The following is a 24905-nucleotide window of genomic DNA, read 5'->3' on the forward strand; positions in this document are numbered from 1 at the left end:
AAATGCGCCAACCAGTCCTGAACGGAATGCCATGAACCGATCCGAATACGAAACCGAACTGCTGCGCATCCTGCGCGCCCACGACGCCGCGGCGCGCGCCACACTGACAGCGCTGATCGCCGCCCTGCCGCCCAAGGCGCGCGAGATCCACTTCGTGGTGTTCCCCGACCAGGACGGCGAAGGCACGTTCTCCGTAGTGGCCAGCCTGGAAGGCCCGGACCTGTTCGTGCTCAACAAGGCCATCGAAGGCCACCGCTACCTGTTCGACGTGCGCCACACGGAAGACGGCATCGAGCCCGAGGTTCCTCTGTTCGCGTCGGACGAAACTGGTTTCAACGTCCAGGACGTCATCGTCGATACGGCGATGCAATGGGTGGCGGAACTATGGGAAACGAACGGCCAGGGCCGTTCGCCGCTGCCGGCGCTGGTATATGGGGAGGAAGGCTACGGAACGCTTGAGCCGCTCGCATTGCCGGCATAGCACTGCGGCAGGGGCTCCTACGGCGCCGCGGCCTCCGCGCTCACCAGGCCACGTGGAACATCGCCTTGGCCAACACCACGATCAGCACCATGTGGCAGAACACGCTGATATGCATGCGCCGGCTCAATGCGCCAGTCAGGCGCTTGCGGCGAGCGAGCGTCAAGGCGGTCGCGACATGGACCAGCACGCTCAAGGCCAGCGCGATCTTCAGCGACAGCAGGACGCCGAAGGACGATGCAAACGGATTGGCGAGCGCGCTGCGGTACTGCCAGGCCAGCCCCAGGCCGGCCAGGTACAGCACGGCGACCGACCACGGCAGCACGGCCCGCACGCGTGGCGCCAGCTGGCTGCCCAGCGCGCGCCGCACGTCGGGCGGCAGGCGCTTGTGCACGGGTTCCAGGAACAGCACCTCGAACGTAACGGTGCCGACGAACAGGAAGGCGGCAAGCAGGTGCAGGATGAGCAGCAAGGGGTAGGTGTTCATGGCTGCGATCGGGAATGGCCATCAACGAGAATTGTCCCATCAACCCGGAAGCCGCGGACATGACAAACATCAAACCCGCCCCGCGCGAAAGCCTCCGCGCGCCCCCGCCGCCTGGCTTGCCCGGTCCTCAGAACTTGTAGCTCACCTTCATCCAGACGTTCCTGGGCGTGCCGTAGTTGTAGCCGTTGTAGCCCCCCAGACCGCTGTAGTAATACTTGTCGGTCAGGTTTTCCACGTTGACGGACGCGGACACATGCCTGTTGAAGTCATAGCGCGCCATCAGGCCAAACAGCGTGACGCCGCCCTGGCTGGCGCGCCCTAGCCCGCCGGCTTCGTCGTAGTAGATGCTGCTCTGGTAGCTGACGTTGCCGCCGATCGTAAGCTTGCTCCATTCGCCCGGCAGCCTGTAGCTGGCGGCCAGGCGGAACAGCCGCTGCGGCGTGCTCGGCAACAGCAATGCGCCTTCGGCGTCGCGCTTGGCAAAGTAGGTGTAGCCGCCCATCAGCTGCAGGCCCGGCGCCACTTCGCCGGATGCGGTCAGCTCGAAACCCTTGCTGCGCGCGCCTTTGACGGCGCGGTAGGGAGTGCTCCCGTCCGGCAGCGGCGGGCTGGACGGATCCTCCACCGCAACGTTTTCCTCCTGGGTGCGGAATATCGCGAAGCTTGTGTTCAGCTTGCCGTCCAGGTGTTCGCCCTTCAGGCCGATTTCATAGTTCTGGCCGGTTTGAGGAGGCAGCACCACGTTGCTGGCGTCGCGCGAGGTGGTGGGAATGAAGATCCGGGTGTAGCTGGCGTAGGCCGAATAATCCTTGCTCAGGTCCACGACCACGCCGGCATAAGGCGTGAAGACGCCGTTTTCCTTTGCGGTGGGGTTGTGGGTCCAGGTGTTGGCGGGGCCGTTGTAGGCCGATGAGTTTTCTTCGTACCAGGTGGTCCGCGCGCCCAGGATCAGCGACACTGGCTCGGCCACCTTCAGGCGCGCGGAACCGTAGATGGCGGTCTCCTTCGCATCCAGGAAGGTGTTGTAGAAGGTGTAGGGCATGGCGGGCCGCGGCACGTCGCGCAGTTCGTAGAGATTCACGCGCCGGCGGTCCCAGCCGGCGGGATTCGCCGAGTTCAGGTTGAGTTCGCTGGTGTAGCGGTTGTAGCTCAGCCCCAGGACGGCCCGGTGCTCCCTGCCGAATGCCTGGAACGGCCCTTCGGCGTAGACGTCGAAGGACTTGTTGGTGGAGCTTGCGGGGTTGTCGCGCAATTCGATGGTGGACGCGCCGGACGGATCGACGGGCTGATACGCGAGGACGTAGCCCCAGGCGGCTTTTCTTTCGTTTTTCAGGCGGCTGGCGTCCATCTTGACGTGCCAGCCGCTGCCGAAGCGGTGGTCCAAGGTCGCGAATATCCGGTCCGTATACATGTCCCATTGGCTCCACGGCGTCACGGGATTGAAGGACCTGGGAAAGTTCGTGCGCGTGCCGTCGCTGTAGAACAGCGGCGCCTGGCCGAAGTTCGCGCCGTCGATGGCGGTCTTCTGGTGCTCGTAGCCGAGGCTGACCGTGGTGCTGGGCAGGATGTCGGCCTCGAGGATGCCGTAGAAGACATCGTCGGACCGCTTCTTGTAGTCGATGAAGCTGTCGCCCGCGGTGCGGGCGGCAACCACGCGGCCGCGCAGCGTGCCGGCGCTGTTCAGCGGGCCGCCCAGATCGGCTTCGGCGTTGTAGCTGTTCCAGCGGCCGACGCCGCCGGTGACGTGTCCGGCAAACTCCGATGTGGGGCGCTTGCGCACCAGGTTCACCGAACCGCCGGGTTCGCCCACGCCGTTGAGCAGGCCTGCGGCGCCGCGCACGACTTCCACCCGGTCGTAGATGGCGGTGTTGATCATGCCCGCCTCGGCCGACGGCGTCTTGAACGACAGCGTGGGCACGCCATCAAGCATGGTGTTCAACGCAAAACCGCGCGAGGTGAATTGCACGCGCTCATCCAGCCGGTCGACGGCGATGCCGGGAGTCTGGCGCATCACCTCGTCCAGCGTGTTCAGGTTCTGGTCGTCCATCTGCTGCCGCGTGACGACGCTGATGGATTGCGGGGTTTCGCGCAGCGACAGCGGCATGCGGGTGGCGGCGCTGGTTGCCGGCACGGTATAGGAGCCTGTCCCTTCGGAGGGACCTTCGTCGCCAGCGCCGGTGACGGTCACGGCGGGCAAGGCCGTGACTTCGCCCTGCGGCAATCTGCGCAGCGTGTAGCCGCCGTCCGCGCGCCGCGCCGGTTCCAGCCCGCTGCCGGCCAGCAGCTGGCGCAGCCCTTCCTCGAAGCCATAGCTGCCGCGCAATCCCGGCGACTGGAGGTCGCGCGTCAGAGCAGGATCGAACGACAGCAGGACGCCGGCCTGGGCCGCGTAGGCCGACAGCGCCGCGCTGAGCGGCCCGGGCTCGATGGCTACGCTCACCTGCCCCGCCTGCGTCTGCGCCTGGGCAGGCGTTATCAACCCGGCCAGAGGCAGCGCGAATACGCCTGCCGCGAGCAAGGCGGGGAAGGAGACGCTTGCGCGCGACGGGGGAAGCTGACGGGGCATGACATGCACTCCAGATGTTGGTCTTACCCTCGTAGCCAGATAAGACGCAGAAAGTGCTAGTCGCCGTTACAAAATAGTCCCGCCGCGCGGCACCAGCGACACCCAGTAGCGGGTGCGATGGCGCAGGCCGAGTTGCAGGGTGTCCGCCACCGTGGCCAGCACCCGGTCGGGTTCGGCCAGCGGGAAGGCGCCGGAAATCGGCAGATGCGCCACCTCGGGCGCGCAATCGATCCAGCCCGTGCGGTAACGCTGAAGCTCGCGCAGGAATTCATTCAAAGGCATGCCGTCGACCTGCAGCATGCCGCGCTGCCAGGCGGCGGGGTCGCCGGTCAGCGCTTGGGCGTCATCGATATGGCCGCCGCCAAAGCGCAGGCCCATGCCGGCGGGCACGATGCGCGCCGCATCCGCCGAAGCGCCCGGTAGCGCCACGCGCACGGCGCCTTCCAGAACCTGTACCGCCGATACGCCATCGTCGCGCCTGACCACGAAGCGCGTACCCAATGCGGTGATGCTGCCTTCGCGGGTGCGCACGATGAACGGCCGGGAAACCTGTTGCGGGTCCGGCGCGGTTTCGATCAGGATTTCGCCGCCGTGCAGCGCGATCAGCCGCTGCTGGGCATCGAACAGGACGTCCATGGCGGTGGCGGCATTGAGCACCACGCGGCTATGGTCCGCCAGCATCACCTCGCGCCGGGCGCCGACAGCAGTGCGGTATTGCGCCACCCAGCCGCGCCAGGCTTCATCGACCTGCGCGTAGCCGATGGCGCCTCCGGCGCCGATCAGCACCAGCAGCTTGCCCAGCGCGGCGCGGCGGGCGGACGAGCGCGGTCGCCCCAACACGGGCAGCATGCCCTTGGGCAACGCCTCAAAACGGCGCGTAAGCGCTTCGGTGCGCTGCCAGGCGCGCTCGTGTTCAGGATCGGCCTGGCGCCAGGCTTGCCACGCCTCTCGGTCCGCCTGACTGGCGCTGCCCGAGGTCAGCCGCAGAAACCAGTCCACCGCGCCGTCCAGCGCGCGCGAATCGATGCGCCCTGCCTCGCCGGCGCTCATGGCGCGAACTCCAGGCATTGGCGCAAAGCGCGCGCGATGTACTGCCGCACCGAGCCGACCGATACGCCCAGCGTCTTGGCAATATCCGCGTGCGTCAGGCCTTCAAGCTGGCAAAGCAGGAAAGCGCGCCGCACCGGGACGGGCAAGCCATCCAGCATGGCATCGATTTCACACAGGGCTTCCAGCGCCAGGACGCGCTCCTCGGGCGACGGCGACAGCGCCTGGGGTAGCTGCGCCAACGTTTCCAGATAGGCGCGTTCGAGATCCCTGCGCCGCAGGTGATTCACCATGAGACCGTGCGCGATGGTCGCCAGATAGGAACGCGGCTCGCGGATGTCGCCCGGATCACGGCGGGCCAGCACACGCAGATAGGTGTCATGCACCAGGTCGGCGGCGTCGAAAGCGCATCCCAGTTTTTTACGCAGCCAGCCCTGCAGCCAGCCTTGGTGTTCCTGGTACAGCGTATGCAGGGGGTGCCGCGGAGAGGGATCGGAGGCGGCCATGAAGACGCACAGTTATAAATGAGAATGACTACAATTTACAACATAGTACCCTGCACCGGGTGAAATGACTGCGCCCGGCCGCTGAATCCAGGGGCCGGGCGCAATGGGGAAATCCAGAGGGAAGCTGGCGTCTTACTTCTTCGACGCGTCCTGCTCCACCACCATGTCCAGCACATACACCTGCTTGGGCGCATCCGCGGGCGGGTTCTTCCAGTCGTAGCGCTTCACGCGCAGCACGGTGCGCACGCCATCCTGGTGCTGGAAGCCTTCGATGGACTGATACAGCGGATGCCACTTGTCCTGGGTAGGCTGCTGCACGCCGGCTTCGTTGTAGCGGCGCTCGCGCACCATCAGGCACTGATAATTGGGAATCAGCGGGTGGCTGCACTCGGCCTTCTTCGCAGCGACTTCAAGGAACATGATTTCGCCGGCGCTGCCGTACAGGGTCTCGGGCGTAGGTTCGCCGACGAACTTCAGGACGCTGCCGTCCTGCGCAACCAGCTCCAGTCCGGGTTCGGAAGCGTGTCCGCTGAGCGTGGCGCGCAGGTCGCCCTTCATGCGCTGGCCGATCTCGGCGTCCAGGCGCATCAGGCTCTGGTCGCAGGCCTTCATGGTCGACGCGAGGTTCGCCACCTGCAGCACGCCGTTCTTGTAGGTGTAGCCCCCGAACTGCGCATTGCAGCCGCCGCGGATGTTCAAGGCGTCCTGCGTGAACGACAGGCGCAGTTGATGTTCGACGCCAGCCTGGAGCGCGGCTATCGGCTTGCCCGCTGCATCGGTGGCGGAAGCCAGGCGCCAGTAATAGGCGGGCAGGCTAACTTCAGGGCTGGCGGGCGTGGTGGCGGTAGTGGGCATGGAGGACGATCCTTCACGGGGAGAGGAAGTCGGAGCGCAAGCTTGCAGCAGCGCGGCGCATACGGACGCAAGGAGGATGGTTTTCTTCATGGTTCGTTTCCTGTCAGCCGGATGGCACTGATGAAAAACGGGATTCTACGTTCGCGGGATGGACGTTTTAAACACGCAGCCATCCAGTCGGTTTCAAAATCTTGCCGCAGATCCGGCCTGAAACACACCCTCTGAGCAACGCAATCTACGGGTTTTCCCTAGGCATCCGTATAGCGCTCTTGCCTGCCAGCGGATCACCGTGAGGTTCTGCTTGCCTTACAACTAAATACATAACCCTCAAAATACTGCAAGTATTGCCAATCCACCGGGAACTGCACGCAATACGCGCAAACCACCGCAATACAAGGCCGATCGCGCGCTCGCGATCGGCTCGCCAGCGTCAATTGGCAGGGTAGGCCGCGCCCGTCAGGCAGGCTCGAGCCCACTCATAGTCGTCATCGCCCACGATCTCTCCATCGATCTTGGGCAGCGGCTGGGCTGGATAGGAAAAGTCTGGCTTTTTCGGCTTCATGTTCCATTTTGTCTCGCCCGCCTTATCGGAGCATGCCTCGTCCGAGCTGCTGAACGAGCAGGATGCCGCCAACTGCGGCTTGCCGTCCACGACGTTGGCGACATAACGCTTGGTGTAGACGCCGCCCGACGCCCAGTACTCGTCGACCGAGCAAATGCGGTCATTATTCTGGTAATGCCGCGTCGCGAAGCAGCCGTAGTAGGCATTTTCGCCTGGGAAGACGTCGCAAGAAGTCGAGTAGCCGGCGTAAGCGCCGCCGGTGAATTGCGCCTGGAACTGCTGCTGGCGGACTGCGCTGCCGATCATGTCGGGGAGCGTTGCGCCCTTGTGCGTCTCCTTGAGCTGCGCCGTGCGGCTTTGGATCAAATCGCGAGCGACGCCTGCGGCCGTCTTGCCGTCGGGAACCGAACTCGGGTCCTCGATCAGGTTCGTGAGCGCGCGGTCGCGCGCCACAATCCAGCGCTTCTGGTTGTGCGCCAGCATGGCGCGGATATCTCCGTCGGGAGCCTGTTTCAGTATCGCGGCGTAAGCCCGGTTCAACTCGGCGTCCGCCGCCACGGTCTTGCGGTCCGAGCAGATCAGCTTTTCCACGGCGCTGGCGGCTTTGGCGCAATCGATCGCATAGGCGGGCGCGGCAAGCGCGAACAGGCCGGCGACGCACAGCAGGCGGCCCACGGGGATTCCAGATTTCATGTGACGTTCTCTTTGAGAATGCGCTGCGCAGCGTTTCGATGCTTGCAGACCGTTAAGCCATTCATCGCAAGGCGGCAGCAAGGCTGCAATTTTGCACGCGACTTTTTAACAGACTGGAAACAGAGTTCAACGCTCTGCAACGCAGCGCGGATTGCACAGTCCATTGGAATATTCCCCTTCCCCTGCTCGTCTACTCAGTGGCAAGCCGCGCAAGAGACCACGCAGCACGCCACGGATCAACCAGCCGAACGCGCCGGACGCCCGGCGTCGGTCAGCGCAGAAATGGAAGTCTTGATATGAAGTCGATCAGATCGTTTGCCTGCGGCATTGCCCTGGCTTGCACCGCCGCCGGCAGCGCCTGGGCCGCTCCGGGCCTGAACGTGTACGGCCCCGGCGGTCCCGCGCCCGCGATGAAGGAAGCGGCCACTGCGTTCGGCAAGCTGCACGGCATTGACGTCAGCGTCACCGCGGGCCCCACGCCGGCCTGGGCCGACAAGGCCAAACAGGACGCCGACGTGATCTACAGCGGCGCCGAAAACATGATGAGTGGTTTCGCCTCGGCGCTGCCCGGCGTGTTCGAGCTGCGCGAGGCCCGCACGCTGTACCTGAGGCCCTCGGCCATCCTGGTGCGTCCGGGCAATCCCAAGGCGATCAAGGGCTTCAAGGATCTGCTCAAGCCCGGCATCAAGGTCATGGCCGTGTCCGGCGCGGGCCAGACGGGACTGTGGGAAGACGTGGCCGGCCGTCTTGGCGACGTCGAAACCGTGCGCGCCTTCCGCGCCAACCTCGTGCTGCCGGAGGCCGGCAACAGCGCACAGGCGCGCACCCAATGGACCGAGGACAAGACCATAGACGCCTGGCTGATCTGGAACATCTGGCAGGTGTCCAACCCCGAGCTCGCCAGCATGGTCGAGGTGGAAGAGCCGTACCGCATCTATCGCGACGCGGGCGCCGTCGTGACCAGGAAAGGCAAGGGCAATGCCCAGGCGCAGGCCTTTATCGACTTCCTGACTGCGCCCGAAGGCCGGGCGATCTTCAAGAAATGGGGCTGGAAGACGGATTGAGGTCCGCCAGGAGCCGGACGTAAAAAAGCCCGCGATTCCCTGGGAATTGCGGGCTTTCCGATGCGCTCGGACCGGGACGCGCAAGGCGTCCCGAAAACTCAGCCGGCCACGCGGAAGCGCTCGGCATCGTCCATGAACGCCTTTTCGCCGAAGCCGTTTTCGTTGGAGCCGAACGGCATCTGCGCGCGCAGCTTCCAATACGCCGGAACGTTCCATTCGCGAGCGACGGCGGCGTCGATCAGCGGGTTGTAGTGCTGCAGGCTGGCGCCCACGCCCGCGCTGGCCAGGGTGCTCCAGACCGACAACTGGGCCATGCCGCCCGCCTGCTCGGACCAGACCGGGAAGTTGTCCGCGTACAGCGCGAATTTTTCCTGCAAGCCCTGCACCACGCCCTGGTCTTCAAAGAACAGCACGGTGCCCACGCCCGCGGCGAAGCTCTTGAGCTTGGCTTCGGTCTGGGCAAAGCTCTCGGCCGGCGCGACCTTGCGCACTTCTTCGATCGCGATGTTCCAGAGCTTTTCGCTCTCGGCGCCGAACAGGATCACGGCGCGCGAACTTTGCGAATTGAACGACGAGGGGCTGTGCTTGATCGCTTCCTGGATCAGGGAGGTCAGTTCCTCCTTGGAGATCGACAGGTTGCGGCCCAGCGAGTACTGCGTGCGACGCTGCTTGAGGGCGTCCAGATAAGCGTTGCTCATGACGTTGTGGCCTTCCGACGAGTAGATAGAGGAAAATGCATGGCGAATTCTACCGACCGGCAATTGTCCCGAATACGTCCAGGAAGCCAAAAAACACCCCATTGCGCGGAACAAACTGTTCCGCCTATCGACCAAATCGGCTCTGCGCAAGGTGACGGACAGCCCAATCCAAGGACCCAACGTGCATTACACCCAAGACCCGAACACCCCCGCCGCCGCCGATATCGGCTTTGACGACTTTCTCAAGGTCGACATCCGCATCGGTACCATCCAGTCGGCGCAAGCCTTTCCCGAGGCGCGCAAACCCGCCTACAAGCTGACGATAGATTTCGGCGCCGGCGTGGGCATCCGCAAGAGTTCGGCGCAGATCACCGATCGCTACACGCTGGAACAGCTGACGGGCAAGCGCGTCATGGCGGTGGTGAACTTTCCGCCGCGCCAGATCGGGCCGATGAAATCCGAAGTGCTGGTGCTGGGTTTCGCGGACGAGTCCGGCGGCATCGTGCTGGCAGTGCCGGATGATCAGGTTCCCAATGGCACCCGCCTGACCTGACCTCCCGGGCCCCGGAGTTTCCTCCATCGGGGCTTTCCCCTATTACTTGTCTGCCGTCAAAAAACTATCGTATTCGAGAATTATCAAATAAGAGAATTCTCGCTTCCGACAAAATGACAGCAGAACCCCTATTCGATTACGCCGTGATCGGCGCCGGCATCGCCGGCGCTTCCGTGGCCTACCGCCTGAGCGCCACGGCCTCGGTGGCCGTGTTGGAACGCGAGGCCCAGCCGGGCTACCACTCCACCGGCCGTTCCGCGGCCATGTTCATGGAAACCTACGGCACGGACCAGATCAAGGCGCTCACGCGCGCCAGCCGCGCCTTCTACGAAAATCCGCCGCAGGGCTTCAGCGAGCATCCGCTGCTCAGCCCGCGCGGCGTGCTGTACATCGCCACGCCCGAACAGCGGGACCTGCTGCGCCAGGTCTATGACGACTTCCGCAGCCAATCGCCCAATGTGGCGCTGATCGACGCCGAAGCGGCCGTCGAGCGCGTGCCCTGTCTGCGCGCCGACCAGATCTGCGGCGCCATCGAAGAACCGGACGCGCGCGACATCGACGTGCACGCGCTGCATCAGGGTTTTCTGCGCGGCATGTCGCGCCAGGGCGCAGTGCTGCACAACAATGCCGAAGTCGTGTCGGCCGCCCATGCGGACGGCGTCTGGACGCTGACGCTGGCCGATGGCCGCAGCCTGCGTGCGCGAGCGCTGGTCAACGCCGCGGGCGCCTGGGCGGACCATACCGCGGCCCTCTGCGGGGCCTCGCCCGTCGGCCTGCAGCCGTGCCGCCGCACCGCCTTCACGTTCTCCGGCCCGCAGGACGTGGACTTTGCCCATTGGCCGGCCGTGGTCGGCGTCGACGAAAGCTATTACTTCAAGCCCGATGCCGGCCAATTGCTGGGATCGCCGGCCAACGCCGATCCGGTCGCCGCGCATGACGTGGTGCCGGAAGAACTGGACGTGGCCACCGGCATCTACCGCATCGAAAGCGCGACCTCGCTCACCATCCGCCGCCCCAAGCACACCTGGGCCGGCCTGCGCTCCTTTGTGCGCGACGGCGATTTCGTGGTCGGCTGGGATGCCGATGCGCCCGCCTTCTTCTGGCTGGCAGCCCAAGGCGGCTATGGTATCCAGACGGCCGCGGCGACTTCTGAGCTGGCTGCCGCGCTGCTCACGCGCCAGCCGCTGCCCGCCCATCTGCATGCGCACGGCGTGAATGCCGAAGCCGTGCGTCCTGCGCGATTGCGCTGAACCCACCCCCTTGCCTGCGAGAGTCCACCATGACCACCATTGCCCGCTACCCCAGCCCCCTGCCCCTGCCGTTCTCCCGCGCCACCCAGGCCGGCGGCTTCCTGTTCCTGTCGGGCCAGATCCCGATGGACGCCAACGGCCAGGTCGTGCGCGGCGACATCACCGCCCAGACCCATGCCGCCATCGAGCGCATCAAGGAAACGCTGGCCCTGGCGGGCGCCACCCTCAAGGACGTGGTGCGCGTGACGGTATGGCTGTCGGACCTGGAGCTCTTTGCGCAGTTCAACGACGCCTACCGCAGCCATTTCTCGTCCGACTTCCCTTCGCGTTCGACGGTCGAGGCCAAGCTGGCCATGGGCGTGGACGTGGAAATCGAGGTGCAGGCCTGGCTGGGCGCGGCAGTCGCGCACGGCGGCTACACGCCGGGCCCCGTGTCCGAAGCCTGATCCCGCCCCGCGGGCCTGTCCGATGGTTTGACACTGCCCGGCCCTCGCGCCAGGCGGTGCGGTCTTTTCCTTGCGCTCGCGGCAACGCCTGCGCCCCCATGTGCACATCCTTACGCGGAGCGGCAGCATGAAAATCTTTTCCGGGTCCCTGGCGACCGAGACGAACACCTTCTCTCCCATCCCGACCGGGCTGTCGGCCTATCGGGCGCGCGGCTACTACCCCGCAGGCCAGCATCCGGACCGCATGCAGATGTTCTCGGGGCCGCTGTGGGCGGCGCGCCAGCGCGCGCAAGGCAAGGACTGGACCTTGATCGAAGGCCTGACCGCCGGCGCAACGCCGGCCGGCATCACCACCCGCCACGCCTACGAAACCCTGCGCGACGAACTGCTGGGCGACCTGAAGCGCGCGGGCCGCGTCGACATCGCCCTGTTCGGCCTGCACGGCGCCATGGTGGCCGACGGCTACGACGACTGCGAAGGCGACCTGCTGCGCCGCGCGCGCGAGATCGTGGGCCCCGACACCGTGATCGGCGCCGAACTGGACCCGCATTGCCACATGACGGCGGACATGGTGGAAAGCGCCGACTTCCTGGTGTGCTTCAAGGAATATCCGCACACGGACATCCTGGAACGCGCCTACGACCTGGTGGACCTGTGCGTGGCGCGCGCCGAAGGCCGCATCAAGCCAACGCGCGCCGTGTACGACTGCGAGATGATCTCCATCATGCACACCAGCCGCGAACCCATGCGCAGCTTCGTCGACCGCCTGCTCGCGATGGAAGGCAAGGAAGGCGTGCTGTCGGTGTCGATCGCGCATGGCTTCCCGTGGGGCGACACCCCCGACATGGGTTCCAAGGTGCTGGTCTATACCGACGGCGACCAGGCCCAGGCCAACGCCCTGGCGCGCGCGCTGGGCGAAGAGATCATCGGCTTTCGCAACCAGTTGGCGCCGCCCTACCCCGGCGCCGACGAAGCGCTGGACCAGGCCCTGGCGTTGAACGACTTTCCGGTGGTGCTGGCCGATTCCGCCGACAACGCGGGCGGCGGCGCCCCCAGCGACGCCACCTTCATCCTGGAACGCGTGCTGGCGCGCGGCATCACCGACGTCGCGACCGGCCCCTTCTGGGATCCGGTGGCGGTGCAGCTCTGTTTCGAAGCTGGCGAAGGCGCGCGCATCCAGCTGCGCATCGGCGGCAAGGTCGCGCCGGTATCGGGACAGCCGCTGGACCTGGACTGCGAAATCGTGGCGCTCAAGCGCGACGCCATCATGACCGGGCTGGCCGGCACGCCCGCGCTGCTGGGCGACGTGGCCATCGTGCGCAGCCAGGGCGTGACCATCGCCCTGACCACCAACCGCACCCAGGCCATGGGCACCGACCTGTTCACGCAGTTCGGCGTGGACCTGCAGGCCATGAAGCTCATCATCGTGAAATCGTCGCAGCATTTCTACGCCTCGTATTCGCAGGTCGGCCGCCACGTCATCTACGTGGAAACGCCGGGCGCCATCACCACCGACTACAACGCGCTGCCTTACACCAAGCGCAAATTGCCGAAGTGGCCGTTCAAGGCCTGAGGCTCAACGATCGCCGCCCGACCAGGGCATGGGAATAACGAAGGGGATAACAATGATCAGACGTTTCAGTTTGCTGGGCGCAGCCGCCCTGCTGGCCATGGGGGCCGCCACCGGCGCGCTGGCGCAGACCAAGACCCTGCGCCTGGTGCCGCACGCGGACCTCAAGACGCTGGACCCGCTGTTCAACACGGCCTACATCACGCGCAACCACGGCTACATGGTGTTCGACACCCTGTTCTCGCAGGACAGCAAGGGCCAGGTCAAGCCGCAGATGGTGGACAGCTGGACCGTGTCCGAGGACGGCAAGAGCTGGAGCTTCACCTTGCGCCCAGGCCTGAAGTTCAATGACGGCACGCCCGTCAAGGCCGAGGACTGCGTGGCGTCGATCCAGCGTTGGGCCAAGAAGGACACGCTGGGCCAGGCCATGATGGCCGCGGGCGCCGAACTCGCGGTGACCGGCGACAACAGCTTCACGCTGACGCTGAAGGAGCCTTTCGGCCTGGTGCTGGACGCCCTGTCCAAGCCTTCCGGCATGCCGCCCTTCATCATGCCCAAGCGCCTGGCCATGACGGACCCGAACACCCAGGTCACGGAAATGGTCGGCTCGGGCCCCTTCCTCTTCAAGCGCGATGAATGGGTGCCGGGCAACAAGGTCGTGTACGTGAAAAACCCGGCCTACGTGCCGCGCACGGAACCTGCCGACGGCCTGGCGGGCGGCAAGAACGTCAAGGTGGACCGCGTCGAGTGGGTCTACATCCCCGACGGCAACACGGCCACCGCCGCCCTGATGAACGGCGAAGTCGACATGATCGAACAGACCACGCCCGACTTCCTGCCCGTGCTGGAGACCAACAAGGACATCACCCTGAACACGTCCGTCGCGACGCAGGGCATGGTCATCCTCAATTCGCTGCATCCGCCCTTCGACAACCAGCTTGCCCGCCAGGCGCTCTACCACCTGGTGAACCAGAAGGAAATGCTGTCGGCCATGGGCTACCCGGAGAAATACCGCGTGGACTATTGCCCCAGCCTCTTTGTCTGCGGCTCGCCGCTGGCCAGCGACGCGGGCGCGGCGCCGTACGCCAAGACCGACCCGGCGCGCGCCAAGCAACTGCTGCAGGAAGCCGGCTACAAGGGCGAGAAAGTCGTGGTGCTGTACCCCACGGACCACCTCAGCGCGCCCGCCGTCATGGTGCTGACGCAGAACATGAAGAAGGCCGGCATCAACGTCGACCTGCAATCCATGGACTGGGCCTCCCTGGCCGGACGCCGCCTGAAGAAGGATCCGCCCGCGCAAGGCGGCTGGAACGTCTTCCTGACCTGGGGCGGCTATTACGACGCCAGCACGCCGGTGACCAATCCCTGGATGTCCGCCGCTTGCGGCAACAGCCTGCCGGGCTGGCCCTGCGACAAGGAACTGGACGCGCTGCGCACCAGCTGGATCCGCGAAACAGACCCGGCCAAGCGCAAGGACATCGCCGCGCAGATGCAGGCGCGCGCCTACCAGAGCATGCCGTATGTCATGTGGGGGGAATTCAAGCCCGTGTCCGCGTTCCGCGGCTTGCAGCACACCGAGCTGCTGAAGACCGGCATCCCGGTGATGTGGAACATCGAGAAGCCGTAAGGCGGGCGCCGGGCGCCATGTGCGCCCGGCCACAAGCCGGGGGAAAACCAGCGTGAAATACATACTGCGCCGCATCGCGGCCGTCATTCCTGTCATGGCCGTGGTCGCGGTCGTGGTGTTCCTGCTGATCCACCTGTCGCCGGGCGATCCCGCGGCGGTGATCGCGGGCGACAACGCCACCGCCGACGACGTGGAGAAGATCCGCCAGAACCTGGGGCTGGACAAACCATTGCTGCAGCAGTTCGGCATCTGGGTCAGCCACATCGCCACTGGTGATCTGGGCACGTCGATGTCGACACAGATGCCGGTCTCGCAGCTGATCGGCCAGCGCATGGGGCCGACGCTGTCCATCGCCATTTTCACCATGCTGTTCGCGGTGATCGCGGCGATTCCGCTGGGCGTGCTGGCGGCCTGGCACGCGGGACGCTGGCTCGACCGGCTGGTCATGATAGGCGCGGTCTGCGCATTCTCGGTGCCGGTGTTCCTGATCGGCTACAGCCTGGTCTACGGCTTTTCGATCAAGCTGGGCTGGCTGCCGGTGCAGGGCTACAAGCCCCTGGCCGACGGCGTGGCGCCCTACCTGCGCCATCTGGTGCTGCCCTGCCTGTCGCTGGGTCTGGTCTACATGGCGCTGCTCACGCGCATGACGCGCGCCACCATGCTGGAAGCCCTGTCCGAAGACTACATCCGCACCGCCCGCGCCAAGGGCCTGGCGGCTGGCCCCATCGTCTGGCATGCGCTGAAGAACGCCGCCAATCCCATCGTCACCACCATCGGCGTCGGCGTGGCCCTGCTGATCGGCGGCGTCGTGGTCACGGAAACCGTATTCGCGATTCCCGGCCTGGGCCGCCTGACCATCGACGCCGTGCTGCGCCACGACTATCCCGTGATCCAGGGCGTGCTGCTGGTGGCCTCCGGCATCTATGTCCTGATCAACCTGCTGGTCGACCTGAGCTACCGGCTCTTCGATCCGCGCATCCGCTATTGAACGGGGACTCTACGCATGACGACCACTACCCTGTCCCTGCCCGCGCGCCGGCCGCGCCATCGCCGCGTGCTGCGCTCGCTGCGCCGCCATCCCATGCTTTACATCGGCGGCGCCATTCTGCTGGCGCTGGCCGCGATTGCGCTGGCCGCGCCCTGGCTGGCCACCGTCGATCCGCAGGACATCAATCCGCTGGCGCGCATGAAGCCGCCATCGTCCGAACACTTCTTCGGCACCGACGCGCTGGGCCGCGACGTCTATTCGCGCACCGTCTGGGGCGCCCGCGTCTCGCTGGTGGTCGGCATCGTGGTGGCGGTGGTCTCCACCGTCGCCGGCGTGGCCCTGGGCATGGCCGCGGGCTACTTCCGGCGCATCGACGCCTTCATCATGCGCATCATGGACGGCCTGATGGCCATTCCGGGCGTGCTGCTGGCCATCGCCCTGATGGCCACGCTGAAGGGCGGCCTGGGCACCGTGATCATCGCCATCGTCATCCCCGAGGTGCCGCGCGTGGTGCGGCTGGTGCGGGCGCTGGTGCTGACGATACGCGAGCAGCCCTATATCGAGGCCGCCATTTCGTCCGGCACGCGCGTGCCCGCGATCCTGCTGCGCCACATCCTGCCCAACCTGTTCGCCCCGCTGATGGTGCAGGCCACCTTCATCGCGGCGTCCGCCATCCTGACCGAGGCCGTGCTGAGCTTCCTGGGCGTGGGCATACCGCCCCAGATCCCCAGCTGGGGCAACATCATGGCCGAAGGCCGCAACTTCGTGGCCGTGGCTTTCCACATCATCCTGTATCCGGGCCTGTTCCTGGGCGTGGCCGTCCTGGCCGTCAATCTGGTGGGCGACGGGCTGCGCGACATGCTCGATCCCCGTCTGGCGAAAAAGCTGTAGGAGCGCCCATGCAAACCCAACCCGTCTTGCGCGTGCACGACCTCACCACCTGTTTCGATGGCGATGAAACCACAGTGCTTGCCGTGGACCGCCTGTCCTTCGACCTGATGCCCGGTGAAACCCTGGGCCTGGTCGGCGAATCCGGCTGCGGCAAGAGCGTCACGTCCCTGTCCATCATGCGCCTGTTGCGCGCCCCCGGGCGAGTGGCCGGCGGCAGCATCGAGTTCGACGGCCAGGATCTGCTGGCGCTGCCAGAAAAGGCCATGCGCGCGATCCGCGGCAACCAGATCTCGATGATCTTCCAGGAACCCATGACCTCGCTGAACCCGGTGTTCACGGTGGGCCGGCAGATCAGCGAATCGCTCATGCTGCACCAGGGCCTGTCGCGGCGCGAGGCCATGGCACAGGCCGAATCGCTGCTGGAGCTGGTGCAGATCTCCGACCCGGCGCGCCGGGTGCGCGAGTATCCCTACCAGCTGTCGGGCGGCATGCGCCAACGCGCCATGATCGCCATGGCGCTGGCCTGCCAGCCCAAGGTCCTGATCGCCGACGAGCCCACCACCGCGCTGGACGTCACCATCCAGGCGCAGATCCTGCACCTGCTGCGGGAAATCCAGCAGCGGCTGGGCACCTCCATCGTGCTGATCACCCATGACCTGGGCGTGGTCGCGCAGATGTGCCAGCGCGTCATCGTGATGTACGCCGGGCGCAAGGTCGAGGAAGGCAGCGTCGACGACATCCTGGACCGTGCGCAGCATCCCTACACCCAGGCGCTGATCCGCTCCCTGCCGGACTTCGCCGACGGCCAGGACCATACGGCGCGGCTGGCCGAGCTGCCTGGCATCGTGCCAGTGATGACGCCCGAGTCGCGCGGCTGCGCCTTCGCGGCGCGCTGCCCGGAGGCGCAACCGCGCTGTTCCGAGCAGGCGCCTCCCGCCGCCGATGCCGGCAGCCGCCACCGCGTCTGGTGCTGGGCCCGCGCGGCCGAACCCGCCCCCGCCGCCCTGACCGCCTGAGGCCCGCCATGAATCTGCACGACATCCCCCTTGCGAGCGCCGTGTCCGCGCCCGCCGCCGACGCCCCGCCCATGCTGGAAGTCGTCGGCCTGAAGAAACACTACCCCGTGGACAGCGGCAGCGGCGCCAAGGTGCTGCGCGCGGTCGACGGCGTTTCCCTGTCGGTGCCGCGCGGCCAGACGCTGAGCCTCGTGGGCGAATCCGGCTGCGGCAAATCGACCACCGGCAAATGCCTGATCCGCCTGACCGATCCCACCGAAGGTCGCATCCTGCTGGAAGGCCGCGACCTGGCCGCCATGAACAGCCGCGAGCTGCGCGCCATGCGCCAGCGCATGCAGTTCATCTTCCAGGATCCGTTCTCGTCGATGAACCCGCGCATGCGGGTGCGCGACATCATCGGCGAGCCGCTGCGCGCCTTCGGCCACAGCCGCGCGGCCATCCGCGACCGAGTCGCGCAGTTGCTGGCCCGCGTCAGCCTGCGCCCGGACGCCGCCGACCGCTATCCCCACGAGTTCTCCGGCGGCCAGCGCCAGCGCATCGTGATCGCCCGCGCGCTGGCGCTGGACCCGGGCCTGATCGTTTGCGATGAACCGGTGTCGGCGCTGGACGTGTCGGTGCAGGCGCAGGTCATCAACCTGTTGATGGACCTACAGCGCGACCTGGGGCTGACCTATGTCTTCATTTCGCACGACCTGAGCGTGGTGCGCCACATCAGCCATCGCGTCGCCGTGATGTACCTGGGCAAGATCGTCGAGACCGGCACCCGCGAGGCCATCTTCGAACGGCCCGCCCATCCCTATACCCGCGCCCTGCTGGCCGCCGTCCCTTCGGCCCGCCAGGGCGAGCGCAAGCCCGTGGAAGTGCTCAAGGGCGAGATTCCCAGCCCGCTGTCGCCGCCCTCGGGCTGCGCCTTCCGCACCCGTTGCCCGATGGCGCAGCCGCGTTGCGCCGAGGAAGCGCCGCAGCCGCGCCAGATCGCCCCCGAACAGCAGGTCGCCTGCCACTTCGCCACCCCCGTTTAGCCGGAGATACGCATGTCCCAGACCGACGCCACCCCGTTCGACTACATCCTTGCCGGCGGCACCGTCATCGACGGCACCAACTCGCCGGGCCGGCTGGCCGATGTCGGCGTGCGCGGCGACCGCATCGCCGCCGTCGGCGACCTGAGCGCCAGCAGTGCCCGGCGGCGCATCGACGTGGCCGGCAAAGTGGTGTCGCCGGGTTTCATCGATTCGCACACGCACGACGACAACTATCTGCTCAAGCACCGCGACATGACGCCCAAGATCTCGCAAGGCGTCACCACCGTGGTCACCGGCAACTGCGGCATCAGCCTGGCGCCGCTGGCGCATGCCAACCCGCCCGCGCCGCTGGACCTGCTGGACGAAGGCGGCTCGTTCCGCTTCGAGCGCTTCTCCGACTACCTGGAGGCCCTGCGCGCCGCGCCGCCCGCGGTCAACGCCGCCTGCATGGTAGGCCATTCCACCCTGCGCGCCGCCGTCATGCCCGATCTGAAGCGCGAAGCCACGGCGGCGGAAATCCAGGCCATGCAGGCGCTGGCCGACGACGCGCTCGCCAGCGGCGCCATCGGCATTTCCACCGGCGCGTTCTATCCGCCCGCGGCCCATGCCAGCACCGAGGAAATCATCGAGGTGTGCCGCCCGCTGGGCACGCATGGCGGCGTCTACGCCACCCACATGCGCGACGAAGGCGAACATATCGTGGCGGCGCTGGAAGAGACCTTCCGCATCGGCCGCGAACTGGACGTGCCGGTGGTGATCTCGCACCACAAGGTCATGGGCAAGCCCAACTTCGGCCGCTCCAAGGAAACGCTGGCGCTGATCGAGGCCGCCATGGCCAGCCAGGACGTGTCGCTGGACGCCTATCCCTACGTGGCCGGCTCCACCATGCTCAAGCAGGACCGCGTGCTGCTGGCTGGCCGCACGCTCATCACCTGGTGCAAGCCCTTTCCCGAACTGAGCGGGCGCGACCTGGAGGAAATCGCCGCCGAGCGCGGCAAGTCCAAGTACGACGTGGTGCCGGAGCTGCAGCCCGCAGGCGCCATCTACTTCATGATGGACGAGCCCGACGTGCAGCGCATCCTGGCGTTCGGCCCCACCATGATCGGCTCCGACGGCCTGCCCCACGACGAGCGTCCGCACCCGCGACTGTGGGGCACCTTCCCACGCGTGCTGGGCCATTACTCACGCGACCTGGGCCTGTTCCCGCTGGAAACCGCGGTCTGGAAGATGACCGGCCTGACCGCCGCCAAGTTCGGCCTGGCCGAACGCGGCCAGGTGCAGCCCGACTACTACGCCGACCTGGTGGTCTTCGACCCCGCCACCGTGGCCGACTCGGCCACCTTCGATCGTCCCACCGAGCGCGCCGCGGGCATCCACTCGGTGTACGTCAACGGCGCGCCCGTCTGGGAAGGCCAGGCCTTCACCGGCCAGCACGCGGGCCGCGTTCTCAACCGGGCGGGAGCCTGATCCCGGCCAGCCCTTACAATCCGGCATACGCAGCGGGGCTTGCGGGCCCTGCCCCAACCACCTCCTACCTGCCAGATCGCTACATGGCCCTACCCGGCACTACATCCCCGCCCGAGATCGTCGGCAAGGAAGAAATGGGCGCTCGCCTGCGGGCCGAGCGCAAGGCGCGCAAGATGACCCTGCAGGCGCTGTCCCGCGCCAGCGGCATCGCGGTCTCGACGCTGTCCAAGGCGGAGCTGGGGCAGATCGCCCTCAGCTACGAGAAGTTCGCCGCCCTGGCCGGCGCGCTCGGCATAGACATGACCCGCATGTTCATGCTGCCGGACGCCTCGCAGGCCGCCGTCGCCCCCACCTTCGTCAAGAACAAGCTCAGCGACGCCCGCGACTACGTCACCGAGAACTACCACTACCGCCTGCTCATGGGCGAATACCCCGGCAAGAAGATGACGCCCATGCTGGCGCTCATCGACTCGCGCAAGGTGGTGGAGTTCGAGGACTACATCCGGCACCCGGGCCAGGAATTCGCGCTGGTGCTGTCGGGCAAGGTCCGCATCCAGTTCGAAAATGGCGACAGCGTCGTGCTGGGCAAGCTGGAGACCGCCTACTTCGACAGCAGCATCGGCCACGTGTACCTGTCCATGAGCAAGAAGCCCGCCGAAGTGCTGGCGGTGTGCAGCGACGTGGGCGAAGTGCCGTCGCGGCTGAAGGCGCCCTGAGGCGGCAGCCACGCCAAGGGCGCGGCCGACCGGAACGCCTGTGCGCCGGCCCGCCCGTTCCCTGCCGGGCGGCCGCGCGCAGCGCTGGCATATGGCTGTCATACTCGCGGGCGATACTGGCGTCCGGATATCCGCCAGCCCCCGATCCCGGGCGCGCGCCGGATATTCATATAAAAGGTATTTCGTTGGCCGCCGCCCCTGGCCGCCTTACGATACCTGGCATCGACAGGGCCTGACGCCCGCAGGAATGCTCCACATGCAACGCTTGATATCCCCCATACTTACCCGCCGCCCGGTGCTGCTGGCCGGTCCGCTCAGCGCGCGCCGCTACGACGCCGTGGTTTCCCTCAACGCCCACCGCGAAGCCCGCAGGCTGCGCGAATCCGCCCAGCGCATCCTGGCCGTTTCCGCCCGCTACATGCTGCCGGGCGCCTGAACCCGTCCCCAATCGCTGCGGCCCGATCTCCTTCGGACGCGCAGTGGCCACTTTCATGCAGTTCCTCCAGCTGCCACCTGCGGTAGCATTGCCGATTCGGCCCGAGACCGGGCCAGGCAGAACAGGAGTCATGCATGCAGAAGGTGGTGATCGTCGGCGGCGGCCACGCGGCGGCGCAATTGTGCGCCAGCCTGATAGAAGGCGGCTTTCCCGGCAGCCTGACGCTGGTGTGCGAAGAGGCCTCGCTGCCCTACCACCGCCCGCCGCTCTCCAAGACCTACATCAAGGATCCGGAAGCCCCGATCCAGCTGCTGCGCGCCGAGGTGGTCTACGCCGACGCCGGCGTGCAGGTGCTGCTGGCCGATCCCGCGGTCGGCATAGACCGCGACGCGCGCCGCTTGACGCTGGCTTCGGGCAAACAGCTGGACTATGACGCGCTGGTGCTGGCCACCGGCACGCGCGCGCGGCGCCTGCCGGACGTCCCTGATGAACTCCAGAACCTGATCTACCTGCGCAACGCCGACGATGCCGCGCGCCTGCGCGCCGCGATCGCCGACGCGCCTTCGGTCACGGTCGTGGGCGGCGGTTTCATCGGCCTGGAAATCGCGGCCACGGCCGGCGCCCTGGGACGCCCGGTCACCGTCTTCGAATCCGCGCCGCGCCTGCTGGCGCGCTCCGTGTCGCCCGAAGCCTCGGACCACGTCGCCCGCGTGCTGCACGAGTCCGGCGTCGACCTGCGCCTGTCCTCCGACCTGCAACACATCCGGACCGAGAACGGCCGCGTGCGCAGCGTAGTCGTCAACGACGTGGAGCATCCGGTAGACCTGCTGGTCGCCGGCATCGGCGCCGTGCCCGAGATCACGCTGGCGCAGGCCGCGGGCCTGGACTGCCTGAACGGCATCGTGGTGGACGGGCTGATGCAAACCTCGGCGCCCGGCATCTACGCCATCGGCGACTGCACCTCGTTTCCGTATGCGCGCTGGGGCAAGACCCTGCGCCTGGAGTCGGTGCAGAACGCCAACGACCAGGCCCGCACCCTGGCCGGCGTGCTGCTCGGCACCAAGACGCCGTATCACGCTCTGCCCTGGTTCTGGTCCGACCAGGGCGCCTTGCGCCTGCAGATCGCCGGCCTGGCGCCGCCGGACACCGAGCGCGTCCTGCGCCCGGGCGCCAAGCCCGGCAGCTTCTCGATCCTGCACTTTGCCGACGGCCATCTGGTCTGCGTCGAATCGATCAACGCCCCAATGGACCACCTGGCGGCGCGCAAGCTGCTGGAGCTGGGGCTGAACCCGCCCCGCGACGTGCTGGCCGACCCGGCCGTGCCGCTCAAAAGCCACTACTGAGGCGGATGGAGAAAGTCCGCGCCGGCGCGCCTCAGATGAAGCCGGCGGCGCGGAACATGCGCTGGTAGATCTGGCGCAGGACCGCTTCCTTGCGCTTGTTGTAGTCCATGACCTGCATCGCGCCGACCGCCGCCTCGCGCTTGGCCTGGGCATACAGATCGCGATCGGCGTCGTGCTGGCGCAGCCAGTCGCGGAACATCCGGTGGCGGACGTTCTCGGGGCAGTCCGGGCCGAACACATGCAGGTTCACGCGCGGCGCGGCCAGCTGCAAAAGACGGTGCTGATGCCAGGACGGCTCCCGCAAGATCAGCCGGTAGCCGGCGGCTTCCAGGGCGGGGACATAAGCGTCTTCCCGCACGGGGTCGGCGACCGTCAGGTCGATGTCTATCACCGGCTTGGCGGGCAGCCCGGGCACCGCCGTCGACCCCATATGCTCGACCGCTAGCGCGGCCGGTCCCAACGCCTCGAGCACCTGCGCCTCCAGCCAGCCATAGCGGACCGGCCAATCGGGGTCATAGGGTACGACAGCAACCATCTCTGGCGCAGGCTTGCCGCGAACCCAGGGATCCACGTCCGGGTCCGCTTCGTAGTGCCGCATGATTTCTTCGGGCGTGGGCGCGCGCCGGTTCCCTGCCTGGGTCAATTGCCGAAAGCGCGGCGCAGGCGCTCCAGTTCGGCCATGTTCAGGCGCTTCGCTTCCGCTTCGGCGTAGTTCCGTTCCCCTGATTCGTATGCACCCTTGTAGATGCACTTGCTGCGGCTTGCGCACTCGCCGCCGCTGCGGGCGGCGGAGGAATAAGACTTGGCCGCAGCCTGGTCCGAGGTCTTGGAACCGCTGGAGGAACAGCCGGCGATCAGCGCAGCCGCAAAAATCGCCACACCACAGCGGCTCAACGTTCGAATAGACATTTCCTGGTCCTGCAGAAAAGCTGTAGCCGACTTTATAGCAGGCTCTTGCATAGGCATCCAAAACGGCTTTAACAGTCGTTCTTACATATCAAAGGGAAGCGACCTACCAAAAGCCGCTATCTGTTGCATATTCAATGCGCTCAAGCATTTCTCATGACCACTTCGCACAAACGGAATGACAATAGTGCACGCTTAGACTCTAGTTACTGAGCGGATTTGTCGGGGGGATGGAAAAATCTAAGAACGACAAATAGGCCCCTTTCCCGGCTACCAACCTTACTGTCGACTCATAACACTGGTCTGAACTATGAGCATTTGAATTGTCCGCTGTTACCAGTGAATCTTCCAGTATCAAATTTTTCTCAAAATGTTATAAAGTGATGTTTCAAATATAAAGGAATGTCATGGCATCCGTCGCATCTAGGATGTCCGGTCACCGAGAGGACTGGAGACAAGCAGAACAGAGATATGCAGAGCGACGGGATGAGGCGGGACGTCAGGCGGCGGCGGCCCTAGCGTACGAAAGTGGCATATACGTCCGGTTTCGCCCTATATCATCCCAGGACATTGAGCTCGCAGATCAATGGAATGTGGGCGACTACGGCATAGGATGGTCTTGGGAAAAAGAAGTGATGAGAGCACGCCGGCGCACTCGTCGCCTTGAAGCCGCAATCGAATCCGACCCAACAAACGGCGAACCTACTGTATGTGGGCTTTTTCTAGGGCGTCTAAGCAGGAGCAATGCTGTCGGATCACTTCATTTTTTGGGACGCGCCGACGCCCCGAACCCCTTAGAGGGTAGGTTGACCCAGGTTGCCGTCCGCTATTTGGAGTTCTGTGCGGCAGCCTTCGGCTGCAAGACGGCCTCCATCCGCCGCCCCATTCCTGAGCTAGTCGAGGTGTACAAAGCTCATGGATTCGTGCGTGAGGTCAAGAAAAAGGGTAGAATAGAGAGGTTGGAGCAAGATCTCCACTTCAACTTGCCTGCTGCATGACATTGGAGCACAGTCATGAGAACAATAGCCCCCCTTCGTTCAAAACACGCCACTCGACTTGATTCGATGGAAGTTGTTCGCGCGCGGTTAGAGGCATTCGCCATTGCAACGCGTGCCATAGCACAACATCGCAACGCAGTGAAAGAACCAGGTTTTAGTGGGACCGTTATGGTCGGACGGCGCATAAGAGCTATCGCAGCCAAGTAGTTTCGACCGATAAAAGGTCACACGATAAAGATTGCATTGTGCCGGCACCACGCCGGCACAATCAATTACCCCGACCAGAAGATCTCAGCGAACGAGCGCCGGAGCCGCACACTCACGAAAGCCGTAGGTCGCTTTTTTGTTACGTCCCTCGATTTTTGTCCGGGCCAATTCGGTATCGTGACACGACACTGCCCCTCCCTAGACAACAAAAAAAACCCGCACTCTCCCAGGAGAATTGCGGGTTTTTACACACCCCAGGGCAACCCCTGGAACAAATTCTTGGTGCCGACGGCGAGACTCGAACTCGCACAGCTTTCGCCACTACCCCCTCAAGATAGCGTGTCTACCAATTTCACCACGTCGGCTAACTTCAGCCAGAAAAGCGTGCTTTCCTGGAAAGTCGAACATTCTATCACGCAAATTGGGAAACGGGTGGTTCCGTGCCGCTTTGTCGCTGGCATGCCACCAATCCGTCCCCAAGGATTATCCAGAGGAGCCGCGGACGCCCCCTCT

Annotated in this window: 24 protein-coding genes and 1 tRNA gene; 15 read left to right on the top strand and 10 right to left on the bottom strand. The window is 65.7% G+C overall.

What is annotated here, in order from left to right:
* The first annotated feature begins 31 nt into the window (after positions 1 to 31).
* Positions 32 to 481, top strand: a complete 450-nt coding sequence (locus IB268_RS18175) for a DUF6389 family protein (RefSeq protein WP_192329847.1) — start codon at positions 32 to 34, stop codon at positions 479 to 481.
* A 40-nt stretch (positions 482 to 521) separates the two neighbouring features.
* On the opposite strand, the gene IB268_RS18180 is transcribed toward IB268_RS18175, so the two are convergent.
* From IB268_RS18180 to IB268_RS18205, 6 genes are all read right to left on the bottom strand, one after another.
* On the bottom strand, positions 522 to 965 hold the full coding sequence (locus tag IB268_RS18180) for a CopD family copper resistance protein (RefSeq protein WP_125472428.1): 444 nt from the start codon (positions 963 to 965) through the stop codon (positions 522 to 524).
* 127 nt (positions 966 to 1092) lie between these two features.
* The gene (locus IB268_RS18185) at positions 1093 to 3531 is read right to left on the bottom strand and encodes a TonB-dependent receptor (RefSeq protein WP_119449002.1); all 2439 of its coding nucleotides are present in this window, start codon (positions 3529 to 3531) and stop codon (positions 1093 to 1095) included.
* A gap of 66 nt (positions 3532 to 3597) precedes the next feature.
* Positions 3598 to 4581 carry a FecR domain-containing protein gene (locus IB268_RS18190; protein ID WP_192354592.1) on the bottom strand — a complete coding sequence of 328 codons (984 nt, stop codon included), beginning with the start codon at positions 4579 to 4581 and terminating at the stop codon, positions 3598 to 3600.
* Positions 4578 to 5084, bottom strand: coding sequence for a sigma-70 family RNA polymerase sigma factor (locus IB268_RS18195; protein WP_175159536.1), 507 nt, complete (start codon positions 5082 to 5084; stop codon positions 4578 to 4580). The genes IB268_RS18190 and IB268_RS18195 overlap by 4 nt, the downstream gene beginning before the upstream one ends.
* 132 nt (positions 5085 to 5216) lie before the next feature.
* On the bottom strand, positions 5217 to 5939 hold the full coding sequence (locus IB268_RS18200; RefSeq protein WP_199728259.1) for an META and DUF4377 domain-containing protein: 723 nt from the start codon (positions 5937 to 5939) through the stop codon (positions 5217 to 5219).
* A gap of 430 nt (positions 5940 to 6369) precedes the next feature.
* Positions 6370 to 7176, bottom strand: a complete 807-nt coding sequence (locus IB268_RS18205; protein ID WP_370540025.1) for a lysozyme inhibitor LprI family protein — start codon at positions 7174 to 7176, stop codon at positions 6370 to 6372.
* Positions 7177 to 7490: 314 nt separating this feature from the next.
* Here IB268_RS18205 and IB268_RS18210 point away from each other — a divergent pair, with 314 nt between their 5' ends.
* Positions 7491 to 8258 (top strand): extracellular solute-binding protein, encoded by a 768-nt coding sequence (locus IB268_RS18210; protein ID WP_192354593.1) that lies wholly within the window; start codon positions 7491 to 7493, stop codon positions 8256 to 8258.
* Positions 8259 to 8356: 98 nt separating this feature from the next.
* Here IB268_RS18210 and IB268_RS18215 read toward each other — a convergent pair whose 3' ends face one another.
* Entirely contained in the window at positions 8357 to 8956 is a 600-nt protein-coding gene (locus IB268_RS18215; protein WP_054450292.1) for a nitroreductase family protein, read from the bottom strand.
* Positions 8957 to 9137: 181 nt separating this feature from the next.
* Here IB268_RS18215 and IB268_RS18220 point away from each other — a divergent pair, with 181 nt between their 5' ends.
* The 13 genes from IB268_RS18220 (at position 9138) to IB268_RS18280 (ending at position 22281) form a co-directional block, all read left to right on the top strand.
* Complete coding sequence (locus IB268_RS18220) at positions 9138 to 9509, top strand: tRNA-binding protein (protein WP_119448997.1); 372 nt, start codon at positions 9138 to 9140, stop codon at positions 9507 to 9509.
* Positions 9510 to 9622: 113 nt separating this feature from the next.
* Positions 9623 to 10759 carry an FAD-binding oxidoreductase gene (locus IB268_RS18225; protein WP_054450289.1) on the top strand — a complete coding sequence of 379 codons (1137 nt, stop codon included), beginning with the start codon at positions 9623 to 9625 and terminating at the stop codon, positions 10757 to 10759.
* Positions 10760 to 10788: 29 nt separating this feature from the next.
* A complete protein-coding gene (locus tag IB268_RS18230) occupies positions 10789 to 11205 on the top strand; it encodes a RidA family protein (protein WP_054450287.1) in 417 nt (138 codons plus the stop codon).
* Between the two features lie 127 nt (positions 11206 to 11332).
* Positions 11333 to 12778 (top strand): M81 family metallopeptidase, encoded by a 1446-nt coding sequence (locus tag IB268_RS18235; RefSeq protein WP_192354594.1) that lies wholly within the window; start codon positions 11333 to 11335, stop codon positions 12776 to 12778.
* 52 nt (positions 12779 to 12830) lie between these two features.
* A complete protein-coding gene (locus tag IB268_RS18240; protein WP_192354595.1) occupies positions 12831 to 14402 on the top strand; it encodes an ABC transporter substrate-binding protein in 1572 nt (523 codons plus the stop codon).
* Positions 14403 to 14454: 52 nt separating this feature from the next.
* A complete protein-coding gene (locus IB268_RS18245) occupies positions 14455 to 15390 on the top strand; it encodes an ABC transporter permease (protein ID WP_192354596.1) in 936 nt (311 codons plus the stop codon).
* Positions 15391 to 15405: 15 nt separating this feature from the next.
* Positions 15406 to 16281, top strand: a complete 876-nt coding sequence (locus tag IB268_RS18250; protein WP_054450278.1) for an ABC transporter permease — start codon at positions 15406 to 15408, stop codon at positions 16279 to 16281.
* Between the two features lie 8 nt (positions 16282 to 16289).
* Positions 16290 to 17297, top strand: a complete 1008-nt coding sequence (locus tag IB268_RS18255) for an ABC transporter ATP-binding protein (RefSeq protein ID WP_054450277.1) — start codon at positions 16290 to 16292, stop codon at positions 17295 to 17297.
* Between the two features lie 8 nt (positions 17298 to 17305).
* Entirely contained in the window at positions 17306 to 18319 is a 1014-nt protein-coding gene (locus tag IB268_RS18260) for an ABC transporter ATP-binding protein (protein ID WP_054450273.1), read from the top strand.
* A 12-nt stretch (positions 18320 to 18331) separates the two neighbouring features.
* Positions 18332 to 19786 carry an amidohydrolase family protein gene (locus IB268_RS18265; RefSeq protein ID WP_192354597.1) on the top strand — a complete coding sequence of 485 codons (1455 nt, stop codon included), beginning with the start codon at positions 18332 to 18334 and terminating at the stop codon, positions 19784 to 19786.
* A gap of 83 nt (positions 19787 to 19869) precedes the next feature.
* Complete coding sequence (locus IB268_RS18270) at positions 19870 to 20502, top strand: helix-turn-helix domain-containing protein (RefSeq protein WP_125472416.1); 633 nt, start codon at positions 19870 to 19872, stop codon at positions 20500 to 20502.
* Between the two features lie 256 nt (positions 20503 to 20758).
* Positions 20759 to 20938 carry a hypothetical protein gene (locus IB268_RS18275; protein ID WP_059375255.1) on the top strand — a complete coding sequence of 60 codons (180 nt, stop codon included), beginning with the start codon at positions 20759 to 20761 and terminating at the stop codon, positions 20936 to 20938.
* A gap of 134 nt (positions 20939 to 21072) precedes the next feature.
* On the top strand, positions 21073 to 22281 hold the full coding sequence (locus IB268_RS18280; protein WP_192354598.1) for an NAD(P)/FAD-dependent oxidoreductase: 1209 nt from the start codon (positions 21073 to 21075) through the stop codon (positions 22279 to 22281).
* A gap of 31 nt (positions 22282 to 22312) precedes the next feature.
* Here IB268_RS18280 and IB268_RS18285 read toward each other — a convergent pair whose 3' ends face one another.
* From IB268_RS18285 to IB268_RS18295, 3 genes are all read right to left on the bottom strand, one after another.
* Positions 22313 to 22879 (bottom strand): GrpB family protein, encoded by a 567-nt coding sequence (locus tag IB268_RS18285; protein ID WP_192354599.1) that lies wholly within the window; start codon positions 22877 to 22879, stop codon positions 22313 to 22315.
* 41 nt (positions 22880 to 22920) lie between these two features.
* Complete coding sequence (locus IB268_RS18290) at positions 22921 to 23190, bottom strand: hypothetical protein (RefSeq protein ID WP_192354600.1); 270 nt, start codon at positions 23188 to 23190, stop codon at positions 22921 to 22923.
* 1482 nt (positions 23191 to 24672) lie between these two features.
* Positions 24673 to 24757 (bottom strand) — tRNA-Leu (locus tag IB268_RS18295).
* Positions 24758 to 24905: the final 148 nt, after the last annotated feature.

The organism is Achromobacter sp. ACM01 (assembly GCF_014851745.1).
Classification (GTDB): domain Bacteria; phylum Pseudomonadota; class Gammaproteobacteria; order Burkholderiales; family Burkholderiaceae_B; genus Achromobacter; species Achromobacter aegrifaciens.